Annotated in this window: 6 protein-coding genes and 3 tRNA genes; 8 read left to right on the forward strand and 1 reads right to left on the reverse strand. The window is 74.1% G+C overall.

All coding sequences use genetic code 11. The annotated features are described in order from the left end of the window. Nucleotides 1-72 precede the first annotated feature (72 nt). Nucleotides 73-375 carry a YtxH domain-containing protein gene (locus tag AB0E14_RS24645; RefSeq protein WP_362421967.1) on the reverse strand — a complete coding sequence of 101 codons (303 nt, stop codon included), beginning with the start codon at nucleotides 373-375 and terminating at the stop codon, nucleotides 73-75. A gap of 169 nt (nucleotides 376-544) precedes the next feature. Between AB0E14_RS24645 and AB0E14_RS24650 the strand changes: the two genes are divergently transcribed. The 8 genes from AB0E14_RS24650 to AB0E14_RS24685 all read left to right on the forward strand — a co-directional run bounded on the left by AB0E14_RS24650 (nucleotide 545) and on the right by AB0E14_RS24685 (nucleotide 19,001). Then, nucleotides 545-617, forward strand: a tRNA-Asn gene (locus AB0E14_RS24650). Between the two features lie 5 nt (nucleotides 618-622). Then, a tRNA-Asn gene (locus tag AB0E14_RS24655) sits at nucleotides 623-695 on the forward strand. 176 nt (nucleotides 696-871) lie between these two features. Further along, nucleotides 872-945 (forward strand) — tRNA-Ile (locus AB0E14_RS24660). A 410-nt stretch (nucleotides 946-1,355) separates the two neighbouring features. After that, the gene (ccrA, locus tag AB0E14_RS24665) at nucleotides 1,356-2,702 is read left to right on the forward strand and encodes a crotonyl-CoA carboxylase/reductase (RefSeq protein ID WP_362421971.1); all 1,347 of its coding nucleotides are present in this window, start codon (nucleotides 1,356-1,358) and stop codon (nucleotides 2,700-2,702) included. Between the two features lies 1 nt (nucleotide 2,703). Further along, complete coding sequence (locus AB0E14_RS24670; RefSeq protein WP_362421974.1) at nucleotides 2,704-3,702, forward strand: ketoacyl-ACP synthase III; 999 nt, start codon at nucleotides 2,704-2,706, stop codon at nucleotides 3,700-3,702. After that, on the forward strand, nucleotides 3,699-4,601 hold the full coding sequence (locus AB0E14_RS24675) for a 3-hydroxybutyryl-CoA dehydrogenase (protein ID WP_362421977.1): 903 nt from the start codon (nucleotides 3,699-3,701) through the stop codon (nucleotides 4,599-4,601). Before AB0E14_RS24670 ends, AB0E14_RS24675 begins: the two co-directional genes overlap by 4 nt. Before the next feature lie 145 nt (nucleotides 4,602-4,746). Next, nucleotides 4,747-13,872 carry an SDR family NAD(P)-dependent oxidoreductase gene (locus AB0E14_RS24680; RefSeq protein ID WP_362421980.1) on the forward strand — a complete coding sequence of 3,042 codons (9,126 nt, stop codon included), beginning with the start codon at nucleotides 4,747-4,749 and terminating at the stop codon, nucleotides 13,870-13,872. Between the two features lie 23 nt (nucleotides 13,873-13,895). Further along, on the forward strand, nucleotides 13,896-19,001 hold the full coding sequence (locus AB0E14_RS24685) for a type I polyketide synthase (RefSeq protein ID WP_362421982.1): 5,106 nt from the start codon (nucleotides 13,896-13,898) through the stop codon (nucleotides 18,999-19,001). Nucleotides 19,002-19,105 lie beyond the last annotated feature (104 nt).

A 19,105-nucleotide genomic window follows, 5' to 3' on the forward strand; every position in this document is an offset into this window, starting at 1 on the left:
AGGGGAGCGCCCGCGGGGTAGGGGTGCCGTTTTTGGACGCGCGGGTCCCGCGTGGTGCCCGCGCGGGCCGGGTCAGGTGTTGCTCACACCCCACTCGTCCTCGGTCACCTGACCGTTGTGGTGCCGCAGCGAGTGGATCCTGTCGGTCACCGAGGCGGGGAGCTTGTCGCCGACCTTGTCGCTCACCGCGTGGAACGCCTTGCCCGCGACCTGGCGGCCGGTCTGCGCCGCGGACTCGGCGGCGTTGCGGACCGCCGGGTTCTGGGAGAACTCCCTGGCCGACTTCTTCATCTGCTCGTAGCGCTCGCGCCCGGCCCGCGTCCCGATGACGTAACCGAGGGCCAGCCCCACGACGAACGTCAGCTTGTACCGCACGGCGGCACCACCTTCCCTTGAGCTTCGCTGTTGCCTCACTGGTGCCCACGAGCGCCCACGGCATACCGATTGGCGGAGCACCCCCCTGCTTGCGCTAATGTATGTGTCGCAGCGAGCGCGCGCCGCCCGGGAACACCCGAGGTGGATCCGTTCGGTGCAACCGCAGCAATCCCCTGTAGCTCAATTGGCAGAGCAGCCGGCTGTTAACCGGCAGGTTACTGGTTCGAGTCCAGTCGGGGGAGCGCGATCCCCTGTAGCTCAATTGGCAGAGCATTCGGCTGTTAACCGGAGGGTTGCTGGTTCGAGTCCAGCCGGGGGAGCAAGAGAAAAAGGACCCTCAGGGGTCCTTTTTCGTATGTCCGGGAACCATGCGCCACGCTGCGCGGTCCTCATGGTCGAGCAGCGCGCAGCAGAGGCCGACCATCCGGAGCAGGAGATCGTATGAGCGGCTATGCTGCGGCAGACGGCGCGCACACATGTACGCGCCACGCGGTGAGGGGCGGTAGCTCAGCCGGTTAGAGCAGCGGACTCATAATCCGTCGGCCGTGGGTTCGAGTCCCACCCGCCCCACCGCAGCCCGTGACCGCAGGAAGGTTTCACCTGCGGTCGCGGGCTTCTCGGTTTCCAGGGTGCGCCGCCCTCGCCGCCGCCTTCGCCACGACACGCCGGACGTCACCCGGATGCCTCGCGCCCTGCGTCACGGGACCCCTGTTCGCAGGGGTGGGGAACCCCAGTGCCGGGGCCTGGGGCGGGTGCCGTCCGGTGGGGTGACGGCTAGGGGGCGGGTAAGGGCGGTTAAGGGTGGGGCGGCGGGGCCGGCGTGCGTACCGTCGTTCGTACCGGGGCGATCGAACGGCTCACAGCGCGGTGAGGACCGGCCCCGAGTTCCCGCACCACCCACCTCGGCACCCGAAGTCACCGGCGGACGCATGCCGTACGCCGTTGCCGCCGCGCGTGCCGAGCTCATCCAAGGGGGAACCATGGATGCTCTGGCCGAGGCCCTGCTCGCCGGGGCCGGACCGGACGAGCTGGAACGGCACGCGTTACCCGCGGAGTACCTGGCCGCGCACCTGCGCGACTCGGACGTGGACATGTTCGCCGGCATCGAGGACCGGGACGTCCGGAAGTCGCTGCAGGTAGGGCGGGTGCCCATGCCGGAACTCGCGCCGGACGAGGTCGTCGTCGCGGTCATGGCGAGTTCGGTGAACTACAACACCGTCTGGTCGGCCACGTTCGAGCCGAAGCCCACGTTCGACTTCCTCCGGCGCTACGGCCGCCAGGGCGGCGACGCGGCCCGGCACGACCTGCCGCACCACGTCCTCGGCTCGGACGCCGCCGGGGTCGTCGTCCGGGTCGGCGCCGGGGTCCGGCGCTGGAAGGTCGGCGACCATGTGGTCGTCAGTTGCGTCCAGGTCGACTCCGAGGAGCCCGCCACCCACGGCGACGCGATGCTCGGCGCCGAGCAGCGCATCTGGGGTTACGAGACGAACTTCGGCGGTCTCGCCCACTACAGCGTCGTCCGCGCGAGCCAGCTGCTGCCCAAGCCCGGCCACCTGACCTGGGAGGAGGCCGCCGGCGTCATGCTGACCGCCGCGACCTCCTACCGGATGCTCGTCGGCGACAACGGCGCCCGCGTCAAGCAGGGCGACATCGTGCTGATCTGGGGCGCGACCGGTGGGCTCGGCGCCTTCGCCGTCCAGATGGTGAAGAACGCGGGCGGCATCCCCGTCGGCGTCGTCGGCTCCCCGCGCAAGGCCGAGCTGCTGCGCCGGCTCGGCTGCGACGTGGTCATCGACCGCTCGGAGATCGGGCTCGGCGCAGACTCCGCCCCCGGCCCGGAACGGACCATCGAACTCGGCAAGGCGCTCGGCCGGGAGATCCGGCGCCAGGTCGGCGAGGACCCGCACATCGTCTTCGACTACATCGGCCGGGCGACCTTCGGCATCTCCGTCTTCGTCGTCCGCAACGGCGGCACCGTCGTCACCTGCGGCTCCAGCACCGGCTACGACCACCACTACGACAACCGCTACCTGTGGATGAACCTGAAGCGCATCGTCGGCAGCCACGCCGCGAACCTCCAGGAGCAGGCCGAGTGCAACCGGCTCTTCCAGCTCGGGCACCTCTCCCCGATCCTCTCCGAGGTCTACCCGCTCGCCGAGGTCGGCGAGGCCGCCCGCCTCGTCCAGGAGAACCGCCACACCGGCAAGGTCGGCGTGCTCTGCCTGGCACCCGAGGAGGGCCTCGGCGTCACCGACCCCGCACTCCGCGCCCGCCTCGGCGACGAACGGATCAACCCGCTGCGCAGCACGTCGAGGGCGGCGGTCTGACATGACGGAACGGCACATCGGGATCCTCGCCACGGGCTCCTACCTGCCCAAGCGCGAGGTCGACAACGAGGAGATCGCCGCCCGCGTCGGGGTCACCCCCGAGTGGATCGAGCAGAAGACCCAGATCCGCTCGCGGCGCTACGCCGCCCCCTACGAGGCCACCTCCGACCTGGCCGTGCGCGCCGCCGAGAACGCCCTCGAACAGGCCGGGCTGACGGCGGATCGCATCGACCACCTCATCGTCTCCACCTCCACCGGCGACTTCCCCCAGCCCCCGACCTCCTACCTCGTGCAGACGGCCCTCGGCGCGGTCAACGCCGCCTGCTTCGACGTCAACGTCGTCTGCAGCGGCTTCGTCTACGCCCTCGAACTGGCCCGCTGCCTCGTCCAGGCCGCACCCGACAGCCGGGTCCTGGTCATCGGCGCCGACCTCTACTCCCGCATCCTCGACTTCGACGACCGCCGCACCGCCGTCCTCTTCGCCGACGGCGCGGGCGCCGCCGTCGTCGGGGCCGTACCCGCCCCGTACGGGATCCTCGGCATCGACCTCGCCAGCCGCGGCGACGCACACGGCCTGATCCGGGTCGAGGCCGGCGGCAGCCGGAACCCGGCCTCGGAGACCACCGTGGCCGAGGGCGGCCACTACTTCCGCATGGACGGCCGAGGCGTACGGGACTTCGTCGCCGAGCACGTCCCGCCCGCGCTCGCCGGGCTCGCCCGGCGCACCGGGGTGGACCTCGCACACGTCGACCACTTCGTGCCCCACCAGGCCAACGGCGTCCTGCTGAACGACGTCGTGGAGCGCGCGGGCCTGGACCGCGCCACGACCCACCGCACGCTGCGGACGTACGGAAACGTGGGCAGCGCGTCGGTTCCCGTCGCTCTCGACGACGCCCATCGCAGCGGCGCGCTGTCCCCGGGGCAGCTGGTGCTGCTCGCGGGATTCGGCGGCGGCATGTCGATCGGAGCGGCACTTCTCACCTGGGGGACCGGAGCATGACCGAAACCGTCACGGATACGACCACGACCACCGGCGCCTCCTCCGCCATCCGGCGCGTCGGTGTCGTCGGCAGCGGCATCATGGGCAGCGGCGTCGCCGAACTCTGTGCCCGGGCCGGCCTCGACGTCGTCGTCCAGGTGTCCTCCGCCGGCTCCCTCGTCACCGGACCGCAGCGGCTGACCCGGTCCCTCGACCGGGGCGTCGCCAAGGGGAAGCTGACGGAACAGGAACGCGACGCGGCCCTGGGCCGGGTCTCGTTCACCCGCGACCTCGACGAACTCGCCGACCGGCAGCTCGTGATCGAGGCGGTCAAGGAGGACGAGCGGCTCAAGCTGGAACTCTTCGCCGCCCTCGACAAGATCGTCACGGACCCGGAGGCGATCCTCGCCTCCAACACCTCCTCACTGTCGATCGTGCGGCTCGCCGGGGCCACCGACCGGCCCGGGCACGTCCTCGGCCTGCACTTCTTCAACCCCGCGCAGATCCTGCCGCTGGTCGAGGTCGTCGACTCGGTGCTCACCGAGCCGCGGGTCAGCGACCGGGCCCTGGCGTTCGTCCGGGACGTCCTCGGCAAGAAGCCGATCAAGTCCCCCGACCGGGCCGGCTTCGTCGTGAACGCCCTGCTCTTCCCGTACCTCCTCTCGGCCATTCGCATGCTGGACTCCGGGCTCGCGACGGCCGAGGTCATCGACGACGGCATGGTCCACGGCTGCTCGCACCCCATGGGGCCGCTCCGGCTGGCCGACCTCATCGGCCTGGACACCACCGTCTCGATCGCGCAGGCGATGTACGAGGAGTTCAAGGAGCCGCTCTACGCGCCTCCGCCGCTGCTGCTGCGCATGGTCGACGGCGGCCTGCTGGGCAAGAAGTCCGGCCGCGGGTTCTACGCGTACGGCTGACACCCCCGTCGCCGTCTCATCGCATTCGCCTCTCTCCGAACTCCTCCCTCCCCGCACCCCTTCAGCACACCTCCCCGCACTCCTTCAGCACACCTCGCCGCGCCCTTCAGCGTGCCCGCGCGACCACGGAAAGGACGAGCACACCATGGACACTGCAGTGCCCGAGGAGCCCATCGCCGTCGTCGGGATGGCCTGCCGCTTCCCCGGAGCCGCGGGGCCGGAGGCGTACTGGCGGCTGCTCACCGCCGGGGAGAGCGCGGTGTCGGACCGGTCCCCCGACTCCCGTCCCGGCCTCCCGGCCGGGGCGGTGGGCCGGCCGTCCGGATTCCTCGACGGCGTCGACGGCTTCGACCCCGAGTTCTTCGGCATCACCCCCCGCGAGGCGGCGGCCATCGACCCGCAGCAGCGCCTCATGCTCGAACTCGCCTGGGAGGCCCTGGAGAACGCCGGAGTCGTCCCGGGCACGCTCCAGGGCGCGCGGGCCGGGGTCTTCGTCGGCGCGATCTGGGACGACTACGCGAAACTCGCCCACGAGCAGGGCGCCGACGCCGTCAGCCACCACACCATCACCGGCGTCAGCCGGGGCATCATCGCCAACCGCGTCTCCTACGTCCTCGGCCTGCGCGGCCCCAGCCTCGTCGTCGACACGGCCCAGTCCTCGTCGCTCGTCGCCGTCCAGCTCGCCTGCGAGAGCCTGCGCAAGGGTGACTCCGAGATCGCCCTCGCGGGCGGCGTGAGCCTGAACCTGGTGCCCGAGGGCTTCACCGTGGCGGAACGGTTCGGCGCGCTGTCGCCCGACGGCCGCACGTACACCTTCGACGAGCGCGCCAACGGGTACGTACGGGGTGAGGGCGGCGGTGTCGTCGTCCTGAAGACCCTGAGCCGGGCCCGCGCGGACGGCGACACCGTGCACGGCCTCGTCCTCGGCGGCGCCGTCAACAACGACGGTGGCGGCGGCAACCTCACCGCCCCGAACGGAGCCGCCCAGGAGGAGGTGCTGCGCCGCGCCTACGAGCGGGCCGGCGCCGACCCCGCGGCCGTCCGCTTCGTCGAGCTGCACGGCACCGGCACCCCCCTCGGCGACCCCATCGAGGCGGCCGCCGTCGGCGCCGTCCTCGGCCACGGCAGCGGCCGGGCCGCCCGCACCCCGCTGCTCGTCGGCTCCGTCAAGCCCAACATCGGCCACCTGGAGGGCGCCGCGGGCATCGCGGGCCTCATCAAGGCCGTCCTCTCCCTGCGCGAGCGCGCCCTCCCCGCGAGCCTCGGTTTCCGCTCCGCGAACCCCGCCATCCCCCTCGACGACCTCCGGCTGCGGGTCAACGACCGCCTCAGCCCGCTGGACAGGGGTGAGGGCGCGGAAGGCGCGGAGGGCGAGGGTGACGGCCGGATCCTGGCCGGCGTCTCGTCGTTCGGCATGGGCGGCACCAACTGCCACCTCGTGCTCGCCGACCCGGGGACGGTCGCCGAACAGCCGGAGCGGCAGGAGCCGTACGAGACCGGCTCCTCGCCCCTCCCGCTCGCCGTCTCCGGCCGCACCTCCGACGCCCTGCGGGCCCAGGCCGACGCCCTGCGCGCCCATATGGAGCGCCACCCCGACCAGCGGCTCGACGACCTCGCCCACGCGCTCGCCGTCACCCGCACCCACTTCGAGCACCGGGCCCTGGTCCTCGCCGAAGGCCCCGACACGGCGCGGACCGCGCTCGCCGGACTCGCCGCCGGGACCACCTCCGCCACCGCCGCCACGGGCACCGTCCGCCCCGGCGGACTCGCCTTCCTCTTCACCGGCCAGGGCAGCCAGCGCACCGGCATGGGCCGGGAGCTGTACGAGACGTATCCGGTGTTCGCCACGGCCCTGGACGAGGCCTGCGCCGCGCTCGACGAACACCTCGAACACCTCGACCGCCCCCTGCGCGAGGTGATGTTCGGGGCCGGGGCCGACGAGGACGCGGGCACCGAGGCCGGTGCCGAGAGCGGACCGCTGCACCGGACCGCGTACACCCAGCCCGCTCTCTTCGCCTACGAGACCGCGCTCTTCCGCCTGCTGACCGACTGGGGTCTGGCCCCCGACGTCGTCGTCGGCCACTCCGTCGGCGAGATCGCCGCCGCCCACTGCGCCGGTGTCCTCTCCCTCCCGGACGCCGCAGCCCTCGTCGCCGCGCGCGGCCGGCTCATGCAGGACCTGCCGGCCGGTGGGGCCATGGTCTCCGTCCAGGCCTCCGAGGAGGAGGTGCTGCCCACCCTCGCCGGACGGGAGGACCGGGTCTCCGTCGCCGCCCTCAACGGCCCCCTGTCCACCGTGCTCGCCGGCGACGAGGACGCCGTGCTCGAACTCGCCGAACTGTGGCGCAGCCGCGGGCGCAAGGCCACCCGCCTGCGGGTCAGCCACGCGTTCCACTCGCCCCGCATGGACCCGATGCTCGACGCCTTCCGGGAGGTGGCGGCCGGTCTCGACTACCGGGCGCCCCGCATCGACGTGGTGTCCAACCTGACGGGCCGTACCGTCGCCGCCGAGTCCATCGGCTCGCCCGAGTACTGGGTGCGGCACGCCCGTGAGGCGGTCCGCTTCCACGACGGCATGCGCGCCCTCGCGGAACGCGGCACCCGTCTCTTCCTGGAGATCGGTCCTGACGCGGTGCTCACCGCGATGGGCCGCGACTGCCTGCCGGACGAGGACGGGGCCGTGTTCGCGGCGACCGCCCGGCGCGGCAGGCGCGAAGTGCCCGCGCTGCTCGGCGCCCTCGCCGCCGTCCACACGAACGGGGCCACCGTGGCGTGGGAGCGGACCGTCGCCGACCGGGGGCCGCGCCGCCGGGTGCCCCTGCCGACGTACGCCTTCCGGCGCCGTTCCTACTGGCTGCCGGAGGCCGTGGGCGGGGGGAGGGGCGCGCACCCCAGGGGCGGCCCCTGGACGCCGCTGGACCTCGCTCCGGTGGAGGAGCCGAGCGGTCTCTGGGCCGTCGCGGGCCAGGACGCATTCGGCCTGGCCACCGCCCTCACCACGGGCACCGGAGGCGTGACCGTCCACCCGGACATGACCACCCTCGCGTCCGCGTCCCACGGCGGACCGCCCGAGGTGATCCTCGTGCCGTGTCCCGCGCCGGCCCTCGACGGGCCGCTCCTCGACCAGGTCCGCGCCTGCCTGGCGGACGACCGCCTCACCGGAGCCCGCCTGGTGTGGGTCACCCGCGGCGCGGTCTCCACCGGCGCGGAGGAGCGAGCGCCGGAACAGGCCGACGGCACGCTGTGGGAGCGGCTCCGCGCCCTGGCAGCCGAACACCCCGGCCGGGTCGGCCTGTTGGACCTGGGCGGCGCGCGGGAGTCGCTGCGGGCGCTGCCCGCCGCCATCGCCTCGGGCGAGCCGGAGATCGCCCTGCGCGACGGGACCGTGCTGGTGCCGGGCACCGGGCGTGCGGTGACGACCCCGACGGCGAAGCCGCTGGAGACACCCGGTGCGGCCGGTCTCGCCGGCCGGGTCGCCGGCCTGCCGAGGGAGACCGCCGAGCAGCTCGTCGACGAGGCCGTCCGTACCGACGTCGCCGCCGTGATGGGGTACGCCTCGGCGGACGCCGTCGACACCGTACGCACCTTCAAGGAGCTCGGGTTCGATTCCCTCACCGCGGTGGAACTGCGCGACCGGCTGAGCACGACCACCGGTGTCCGCCTCCCCGCCACCCTGATCTTCGACCACCCCACGACCGACGCCGTCGTCCGCCACGTGCGCGACGAACTCCTCGGCGCGGATGAGGATCTCACCGTCGGACGCGCCGCTTCCGGGCCGTCCGCCCAGGAGGACGACCCGATCGTCGTCGTGGGCATGGGGTGCCGGTATCCGGGTGGTGTGGCGTCGCCCGAGGACCTGTGGCGGCTCGTGGAGACCGGTGGTGACGCGGTCTCGGGTTTCCCGGTCGATCGTGGGTGGGATCTGGAGGAGCTGTACGACCCGGGGGCGGAGCGTCCGGGGACCTCGTACACGCGCGAGGGCGGTTTCCTGCATGAGGCTGCCGAGTTCGACGCGGAGTTCTTCGGTATCTCGCCGCGTGAGGCGTTGGCGATGGATCCGCAGCAGCGGTTGTTCCTGGAGGTGTCGTGGGAGGCGCTGGAGCGCGCCGGGATCGACCCGGCCGTGCTCAGGGGCAGTGCCACCGGCGTCTACGCGGGGACGTTCGGCTTCCGCGACCAGGGCGACGCCGGACAGGGCGGGCCCGAGGGACAGCGGATGACCGGCAGCGCGGCGAGCGTCCTCTCCGGCCGTGTGGCGTACTCGTTCGGCCTCGAGGGTCCCGCGGTGACGGTGGACACGGCCTGCTCGTCGTCGCTGGTGTCCTTGCACATGGCGGTGCAGGGCCTGCGACAGGGGGACTGCTCGCTGGCGTTGGTCGGTGGCGTGACGGTGATGTCGTCGCCGGGCACGTTCGTCGAGTTCAGCCGGCAGAAGGGGCTGTCGGCGGACGGCCGGTGCAAGGCGTTCGCGGCGTCCGCGGACGGCACGGGCTGGGCCGAGGGTGTGGGTGTGCTGGTCGTGGAGCGGCTGTCGGACGCCCTGCGCAACGGGCGGCGGGTTCTGGCGGTCGTGCGGGGTACGGCCGTGAACCAGGACGGTGCGTCGAACGGGTTGACGGCTCCGAACGGGCCTTCGCAGCAGCGGGTGATCCGGCGGGCGTTGGCCGAGGCCGGACTCGCCGCGCGGGATGTGGACGCGGTGGAGGCGCACGGGACGGGGACCCGTCTGGGTGATCCGATCGAGGCGCAGGCGCTGCTCGCCACCTACGGGCAGGACCGAACGGCCGGTGAGCCGCTGTGGCTCGGCTCGCTCAAGTCCAACATCGGGCACGCGCAGGCAGCCGCCGGTGTCGGTGGTGTGATCAAGATGGTGATGGCGATGCGGCACGGTGTGCTGCCCCGGACGCTGCACGTGGATGAGCCGACGCCGTTCGTCGACTGGGAGGCGGGTGCGGTCGAACTGCTCACCGAGCGGCGCGTCTGGCCCGAGACCGGGCGGCCCCGCCGCTCGGCGGTCTCCTCGTTCGGGATCAGCGGGACCAACGCGCACGTGGTCCTCGAGCAGGCTCCGGCGGAGTCCGTGGACGGTGGTGAGCCGGTGGGCGAAGCCACGCCGCCCCGGCCCCTGCCCCTCGTCCTCTCCGCCACCTCGCCGCAGGCGCTCGCGGAGCAGGCCGTCCGGCTCCGTACCCGTCTCGACAGCCTGGACGCGGTGAGCCTGCCGGCCCTCGGACGCTCCCTCGCCCTCGGACGGACCCCCTTCGCCCAGCGTGCGGCCGTGCTCGCCGAGAGCCCCGAGGACCTGCTGGAAGGACTGGACGCGCTGGCGGCCGGCGGCTCGTCCGCGCGGCTCGTCACCGGCGCGCCGATCAGCGGCCGGACGGCCTTCCTCTTCACCGGGCAGGGCGCCCAGCGAGCCGGCATGGGGCGGGGACTCTACAACACCCACCCGGTGTTCGCCGCCGCCTTCGACGCGGTGTGCGAACAGCTCGACCGGCACGTCGGCCGCTCGGTGCGTGACGTCGTCTTCGCGGGCCCCGGGGACTGGGAGGAGGGCCTGCTCGACCAGACCCTGTTCACACAGACGGGCCTGTTCGCCCTGGAGGTGGCCCTGTTCCGGCTCGTCGAGAGCCTGGGCCTCGCCCCCGACTACGTGGCAGGCCACTCGATCGGCGAGCTGGCCGCCGCCCACGTCGCGGGTGTGCTGTCGCTCGCGGACGCGGCGGCGTTGGTGGCGGCGCGGGGCAGGTTGATGCAGGCGCTGCCGCAGACGGGTGCGATGGTGTCGGTCCTGGCGCCCGAGGCGGACGTGGTTCCGCTGTTGGTGGGGCGTGAGCACGAGGTGGCTGTCGCCGCCGTCAACGGGCCCGGTTCCGTGGTGATCTCCGGCGACACGGAGGCCGTCCTCGGCATCGCGAAGGACCTGGGCACCCGGGGTGTGAAGACCCGGCGCCTGACGGTCAGCCACGCCTTCCACTCGCCCCACATGGACCCGATGCTCGACGACTTCAGGGCCGTGGCCGAGGGCCTGACGTACGCGGCCCCGGCCATCCCCCTCGTGTCCGACGTGACCGGTGAGGTGATCCCCGCCGAGCAGGTGGGCACCCCCGACTACTGGGTGCGGCACGTACGCGAGGCCGTCCGCTTCGCCGACACCGTCCGCACCCTGCGCGACGCGGGCGTCACGACCTTCGTCGAACTCGGTCCCGACGGCGTCCTGTCGGCCCTCGGCCGGGACTGCCTGCCGGACGGGGACGAGGAGACCGAGTTCGTGCCGCTGCTCCGCAAGGACCGTGACGACGGCCCCGCCCTCGCGCACGGCCTCGCCCGGCTGTGGGTGCGCGACGCCGCACCGGCCTGGGACGCCGGGCTCGGCGGCGGCTCCGGCACCCACCCGGGCGACCTGCCCACGTACGCCTTCCAGCGCAAGCGGTACTGGGCCATGCCCGTCCGTCCGGCCGGAGACCTCGGCGCGTCCGGTCTCGCACCGGCCGAACACCCCCTGCTCGGCGCGGTGCTCACCCGGGCCGACGCCGACGAGACGCTCTTCACCGGACGCCTCTCCCTGAAGACCCATCCCTGGCTCGCCGACCACGCGGTGCTCGGGCGGGTGCTGCTGCCGGGCACGGCCTTCGTGGAGCTGGCCGTACGGGCCGGCAGCGAGACGGGCGCCGGGCACCTGGAGGAACTCGCCCTGGAGGCGCCCCTGGTGCTGCCGGAGCGCGGAGCCGTCCGCCTCCAGGTGGCCGTCGGTGCCCCCGACGCGACCGGACACCGCTCCGTGAGCCTGTACTCCCGCCCCGACAGCGACGACTTCGAGGAACCGTGGACCCGGCACGCCGGGGGCACCCTCGCGCCCGAGCCGACGGCCCCGGTCTTCGACCTGGCGGTCTGGCCGCCGAGGGACGCACAGCCCGTCGAGCTCACCGGACGCTACGAGGACCTCGCCGCACAGGGCTTCGCCTACGGCCCGGCCTTCCAGGGCCTGCGGTCCGTGTGGCGGCGGGGCACGGAGGTCTTCGCCGAACTCGCCCTGCCCGAGGGGCAGAAGGAGCAGGCGGCCGGCTTCGGCCTGCACCCCGCCCTGCTGGACTCGGCGCTGCACGCCATCGAGCTGGGCGTGCTGCCGGGCACCGGTGAACCGCGGCTGCCCTTCGTGTGGAGCGGAGTCTCGCTGTACGCCACCGGCGCCGCCGCCGCCCGGGTCCGACTGGCCCCCGCCGGGGCGGGCTCGGTGACCATCGAACTCGCCGACGCGACGGGCGCCCCGGTCGCCGCGGTCGCGTCGCTCGCGGTACGGGCCGTGTCGGCCGACCAGCTCGCCGCGGCGGGCGGACGCGCTCACGAGGCGCTGTTCCTGCCCGTCTGGACGGCGGTCCCGAGCGGTGACGGGACGTGGCGCGAGCCGTGGACGGTCCTCGGCGACGAGGCCCTGCTCGCGCTGCCCGCGGCCGAACGGTTCGCCGACGTGGCCGCCCTCGGTGACGCCGTCGCCGCCGGCAGGGCCGTGCCCGCCGTGGCCGTGCTGCCGCTGACCGGCCCGACGGCGGAGGAGGGCGCCGACGCCGTACGCGAGGCCGTGGACGGTGCCCTGTCCGTCGTACGGAGCTGGCTGGCCGACGAACGGCTCGCCGCGTCCCGGCTGGCCGTCGTTACCCGCCGCGCGGTCGCCGCCGCGCCCGACGAGGACGTGCACCACCTGCCGAACGCGGCCGTGTGGGGCCTGCTGCGTGCGGCCCAGACCGAGAACCCGGACCGGTTCACGCTGGTCGACCTGGACCTGGCCCCGGACGCGGACGGCGAAGCCGTCGCCGAGGCGCTCGGCACGGCGCTGTCGGCGGACGAACCGCAGCTCGCGGTCCGCTCCGGCGTCCCCCGCGTGCCGCGACTCGAACGGGCCGTGGTCCCCGACGGCGACCACGGCCCGTGGGACCCGGACGGCACGGTGCTCGTCACCGGCGGCACCGGAGCGCTCGGAGCCCTCCTCGCCCGGCACCTCGTCGAGCGGCACGGCGTACGGAACCTGCTCCTCGTCGGCCGTCGGGGGCTCGCGGCCGACGGCGCCGCCGCACTGCGCGACGACCTGACGGCGCTGGGGGCGGAGGTCACCGTCGCGGCCTGCGACGTCGCCGACCGGGAAGCCCTGACGACGCTGCTCGCCGGGATCCCGGCCGGCCGCCCCCTGCGGGCGGTGGTGCACGCGGCCGGTGTCCTCGACGACGGCGTACTGGAGTCGCTGACGCCCGAGCGCATGGCGCGCGTGCTCCGGCCCAAGGCGGAGGCCGCGTGGAACCTGCACGAGGCCACACGAGACGTGGAGCTGACCGCCTTCGTCCTCTACTCCTCCATCCAGGGCCTCCTCGGCGGCGCGGGACAGGCGAACTACGCGGCGGCCAACACCTACCTGGACGCCCTGGCCCAGCACCGCCGCGCTCAGGGGCTTCCCGCCACCTCGCTCGCCTGGGGCCCGTGGGCCGACGGCGGCATGGCGGCCGGCCTCTCGGCCGCCGACCGCGACCGGTTCGCCCGCACCGGCATGGCCGCGATCGGCGCCGAGCAGGGCATGGAACTCCTCGACGCGGCCCTGCGGCTCGACGCGCCCGCGGCCGTACCGCTGCCGATCGACCCGGCCGCGCTGCGCGCGCTCGGCGCCGGGCTCCCGCCCATGCTCAGCGGACTCGTCCGGCCCACGGCGGCCCGCAGGGCGGCCGCGTCCGGCGGCCCGGCCGCAGGTCCTGCCGCGGGGCCCACGCTCGCCGAGCGCCTGGCAGGCCGCACCGAGGACGAGCGACGGAACCTGCTCCTGGACCTCGTCCGAACCGAGGTGGCCGGAACCCTTGCCTACGGAGGGGCCGACTCCGTCGACGTGAAGCGGGGCTTCAAGGAACTGGGCCTCGACTCGCTGACCGCCGTCGAACTGCGCAACCGGCTCGGCAGGACGACGGGGCTGCGGCTGTCCGCGACGCTCGTCTTCGACTACCCGACCCCCGAGGCCGTCGCCGACCATCTCGTGACGGCACTGGCACCCGAACCCGCCACGGCGCCCGCCGACGCGCCCGACGAGAACGAGGTCCGCCGCCTGATCGCGGCCCTGCCGGTCGACCGCCTGCGCCAGGCCGGCCTGCTCGACGGCCTGCTCAGGCTCGCGCACGAGACCGCCGCCGGTAGCGGCACCGAGGCCACCTCGGCCGACCCCCAGGACAGCGCCGACATCGACGACATGGACGTCGACGCCCTCATCCGCATGGCCCGCGCGGGCTCCGAAGTCTGACACGTTCCGAACGGGAGAGAATCATGACGAACACGGCGCCCGACGAACTCGTCGCAGCCCTCCGCGACTCGCTCAAGGAGAACGCGAGGCTCCGCCACCAGAACCGGCAGATCACCGACGCGGCCCAGGAACCCATCGCCATCGTGGGGATGGGGTGCCGGTATCCGGGTGGCGTGGCGTCGCCCGAGGACCTGTGGGGGTTGGTGGAGTCGGGTCGTGACGCGGTCTCGGGGTTTCCGGTGGATCGTGGGTGGGATCTGGAGGAGCTGTACGACCCGGGGGCGGAGCGTCCGGGGTCGTCGTACACGCGCGAGGGCGGCTTCCTGCATGAGGCTGCCGAGTTCGACGCGGAGTTCTTCGGTATCTCGCCGCGTGAGGCGTTGGCGATGGATCCGCAGCAGCGGTTGTTCCTGGAGGTGTCGTGGGAGGCGCTGGAGCGCGCCGGGATCGACCCGGCCACGCTGCACGGCTCCACCACCGGCGTCTACGCGGGCCAGATGTACTACGACTACGGTCCGCGCCTCCACGACCTGGTCGAGGGCGTCGAGGGCTATCGGCTGACCGGCGGCCTGGCCAGCGTGCTGTCGGGCCGGGTCGCGTACACCTTCGGTCTCGAGGGCCCCGCGGTGACGGTGGACACGGCGTGTTCGTCGTCGCTGGTGACACTTCACATGGCGGTGCAGGGCCTGCGTCAGGGGGACTGCTCCTTGGCGTTGGTGGGCGGGGTGACGGTGATGTCCTCGCCCGGGACCTTCGTGGAGTTCAGCCGGCAGAAGGGATTGTCGGCGGACGGCCGGTGCCGTGCGTTCGCGGCGTCCGCGGACGGTACGGGGTGGGCCGAGGGCGTCGGCGTACTGGTCGTGGAGCGGCTGTCGGACGCCGTACGGAACGGGCGGCGGGTTCTGGCGGTCGTGCGGGGTTCCGCGGTCAACCAGGACGGTGCGTCGAACGGGTTGACGGCGCCGAACGGGCCTTCGCAGCAGCGGGTGATCCGGCGGGCGCTCGCGGAGGCGGGGCTCGCGGCGCGGGACGTCGACGCGGTGGAGGCGCACGGGACCGGTACGCGTCTCGGCGATCCGATCGAGGCGCAGGCGCTGTTGGCGACGTACGGGCAGGACAGGGCGGCCGGTGAGCCGTTGTGGCTGGGATCGCTCAAGTCGAACATCGGGCATGCGCAGGCCGCCGCCGGTGTCGGTGGTGTGATCAAGATGGTGATGGCGATGCGGCACGGTGTGCTGCCGTCGACCCTGCACGTGGACGAGCCGACACCTTTCGTGGACTGGGAGTCGGGAGGCGTGGAGCTGCTCAGGGAGCGGCGCGACTGGCCCGAGACGGGGCGGCCCCGCCGCTCGGCGGTCTCCTCGTTCGGGATCAGCGGGACCAACGCGCACGTGGTCCTCGAGCAGGCTCCGGTCGAGGCCGTGGCCGAGGAGCCGACCGGTGAGACCGTGCCGCCCCGGCTTCTCCCGCTCGTCCTCTCCGCGAAGAGCGCGGGCTCGCTCGCGACCGGGGCCCGGCGGTTGCGCGAGCGTCTCGCCGAGCACGGTGCCGACCTGGCAGGGGTGGCCGACGTCGGCTTCTCCCTCGCCGCCCGCCCGGCCTTCGAGCACCGCGCGGTCGTCCTGGGCGCCGACACGGCGGAGCTGCGCGACGGTCTCCTCGCGCTCGCCGAGGGGCGTCCCGCCCCCGGGCTCGCGTCGGGCGTGGCCGACCGGGCCGGCAAGGTGGCCCTGCTCTTCACCGGTCAGGGCAGCCAGCGGGCGGGCATGGGCCGGGAACTGTACGACACCCACCCGGTGTTCGCCGCCGCCTTCGACGCGGTGTGCGACGAGGTGGACGGTCTGCTCGAACGTCCGCTGCGCGAGGTCGTGTTCGCGGAGGAGGGAAGCGAGGCCGCCGAGCTGCTGCACCACACCGCGTACACCCAGACCGCCCTGTTCGCGCACGAGGTGGCGCTGTTCCGGCTCCTGGAGACCTGGGGTCTGCGCCCGGACCTGCTGATGGGGCACTCGATCGGTGAGCTGGTCGCCGCGCATGTGTCGGGTGTGCTGTCGCTCGCGGACGCGGCGGCGTTGGTGGCGGCGCGGGGTCGGCTGATGCAGGCGCTGCCGCAGACGGGTGCGATGGTGTCGGTCCTGGCGCCCGAGGCGGACGTGGTTCCGTTGTTGGTGGGGCGTGAGCACGAGGTGGCTGTCGCCGCCGTCAACGGGCCCGGTTCCGTGGTGATCTCCGGCGACACGGAGGCCGTCCTCGGCATCGCGAAGGACCTGGGCACCCGGGGTGTGAAGACCCGGCGCCTGACGGTCAGCCACGCCTTCCACTCGCCCCACATGGAGCCGATCCTCGACGAGTTCCGCGCGGTCGCGGGCAAACTGACCTTCTCCCCGCCGACCGTGCCGATCGTCTCCAACGTCACCGGCCGTCTCCTCACCGCGGAGGAGGCGTGCTCCCCGGAGTACTGGGCCGACCACATCCGGGGAGCCGTACGCTTCCACGACGGCCTGGCCACCCTGTGGTCCCAGGGCGTCGGCACCTGCCTGGAGCTGGGGCCCGACGCCGTCCTCACGGCCATGGCGCAGGAGGGCCTCGCCGCCGACGGGGCCGACGGGGCCGCCGACCGCGTCGCCCCCCTTCTGATCGCCGCCCAGCGGCGCGGCAGGCCCCAGGTCCGTACCCTCACCGAGGCGTTGGCGCAGGCCCATGCGAGCGGGGCGGTCGAGACGGACTGGCGCGTGCTGTACGAGGGCGCCGGCGCCAGGACCGTCGACCTGCCCTCGTACTCCTTCCAGCACAAGCGGTACTGGCTGGAGCAGTCCGTCGTGCCGTCGGCCGACGGGGTGGTGGACGGCGGCCCTGAGCGGCGGTTCTGGTCCGCCGTGCGCGAGCGGGACCTCGACGGCCTGCGGGACATGTTCGGGCCGCGGACCGCCGACGCGCTCGCCGACGTCGTACCGGCTCTGGCCGAGTGGAGCGAGGACAGCGCCCGGCGCTCCTCCATCGAGAACTGGCGCTACCGCGCCGCCTGGTGGCCCGCCGACGAGTCCGACGAGACCGATCTGACCGGCACTTGGCTGGTCGTCGAGCCCCCGGCCACCGCGGATTCCGGCCTGGCCGCCGGCGTCATGACGGCGCTGGCCGCCCGGGGCGCCCACCCGGCCCGGGTCGTCGTCGACCCGGCGCGGGCGGACCGGGCGTCCGTCGCCCGGCAGCTTGCCGAAGCGGCGGACGGCGCTCCGCTCGCGGGCGTCCTGTCGCTGCTCGCCCTCGACACCACCCCGCTCGACGACCACCCGGGCGTGTCGCGCGGCACCACGGCCACCCTGCTGCTGATCCAGGCCTGCGCCGACGGAGCCGCCCCCGAGGCCGCCGCTGTGCCCGAGGGCTCCGCCGCGCCCCGCCTCTGGCTGCTGACCCAGGGCGCCGTCGGCACCGGCGGCCAGGACCTGACCGCCGACGCGGCGCAGGCCCAGGTGTGGGGTCTTGCCCGTACCGCCGCGCTGGAGCATCCGCGGCTCCTGGGCGGCGCCGTCGACCTCCCGGCCGCACCGGACACGGACGCGCTGCGCCGCCTCACGGCCGTGCTCGCCGCGCCCGCCGACGAGGACCAGGTGGCGATCAGGCCGGCCGGGACGCTCGTACGGCGTCTCGTGCGCGCCTCCGTCGGCCGCCCGGGCGACCCCGCCTGGACGCCCCGGGGCACGGTCCTCGTCACCGAGGGCACCTGGGGCACGGGCGCGCGGGTCGCCCGCCGGCTCGCCGCCCTCGGCGCCGAGCACGTGCTGCTCACCCACGCCCCCGGGACGACCGCCGCCGGCACCGAGGAGATCCTCGCCGAACTCGCCGCCCTGGGCACCGAGGTGACCGTCGCGCCGTGCGACCTCGGGGACCGGGCCGCGGTGGCCGCCCTGCTCGCCGCCGTCCCGTCGGACCGGCCGCTCACCGCCGTCGTGCACGCCGCCGCCGAACTGAGCGTGGCCCCGCTGGCCGAGACGGACGAGGCGGAGTTCGCCCGCACGGTGAGCGCCACCGTGGCCGGCGCGGCGCACCTGCACGAACTGCTCTCCCACCGCGGCGGCGACGGCGAAGACGCCGACGACCTGGACGCCTTCGTGCTGTTCACCTCGGTCGCCGGGGTGTGGGGCAGCGGCGGCCAGGGCGCGTACGGCGCGGCCACCGCCCACCTCGACGCGCTCGCCGACCACCGCAGGGCCGGCGGCCTGACCGCGACAGCGCTGGCCTGGAGCGTCTGGGCGGACACCGCCGTGACCGCCGACGCGACCGTCGACGCGACGGCAGACGCGACGGCAGACCTGACCGACCCGGCTGAGTCGGCAGACTCCGCCGACCCGGCCGGCGCGGCTGCCGAGCAGCTTCGACGCGACCAGCTTCGCCGGCTCGGCCTGGCCGAACTCGACCCCGAGCGGGCCCTGGACGCCATGCTGGAGGCGGTCGGCCGGGCGCACGGGGGACACGTCGTCGCCGACGTGGACTGGACCCGGTTCGCCCCCGCCCTCGGCGCCGTCCGGAGCACCCCGCTGCTGCGCGCCCTGCCCGAGGCCGTGCGGGCCCTGGAGGAGCCGGCCACCGACGGCTCAGGGACCCCCGCCGAGGCCGAGACCCTGCGGGCGTCCCTCGCGGGCCGGTCCGAGGCGGAGCAGGACCACCTCCTGACCGAGCTGGTCAGGAACGAGATCGCGGCCGTCCTCGGCCACTCGGGATCCGAGGCCGTACCCGCGGGCAAGGCCCTGAAGGACCTCGGACTCGACTCGATGGCCGCCGTGACCCTGCGGAACAGGCTGGGAGCGGCGACCGGTCTGCGGCTGCCGGCGACGCTCGTCTTCGACCACCCCACCCCCGCGGCCGTGGCCGCCCTCCTGCGCGCCGAACTCGCACCGGAGGAGCCCGGCTCGGACGTCGAGCAGGAGATCGACCGGCTGGAGGCACTCCTGGACGGGCTCTCCCCGGACCAGGGCGCCCGGGACCGGATCGGCACCCGGCTGCAGTCCCTGCTCGCCCGGCTCGCCGACCGGGACGCGGAGGCGCCCGGAGCGGGAGTCGCCGAACGCCTCGACGCGGCGTCGGACGACGACATCTTCGCCTTCATCGACAGCGAACTCGGCACCGGCTGACCCGGCCGGACGGCGGCGCGACCGCGCCGCCGGACCTCAGGCCCTCCCGACTCCAGGGGCCCCTGCCCCGCCCGACATCGGCGCGAAGCCTTCCCGACATCAGC

Origin of the sequence: Streptomyces sp. NPDC047981 (assembly GCF_040653315.1) — a bacterium.
In the GTDB taxonomy this organism is placed as follows: domain Bacteria; phylum Actinomycetota; class Actinomycetes; order Streptomycetales; family Streptomycetaceae; genus Streptomyces.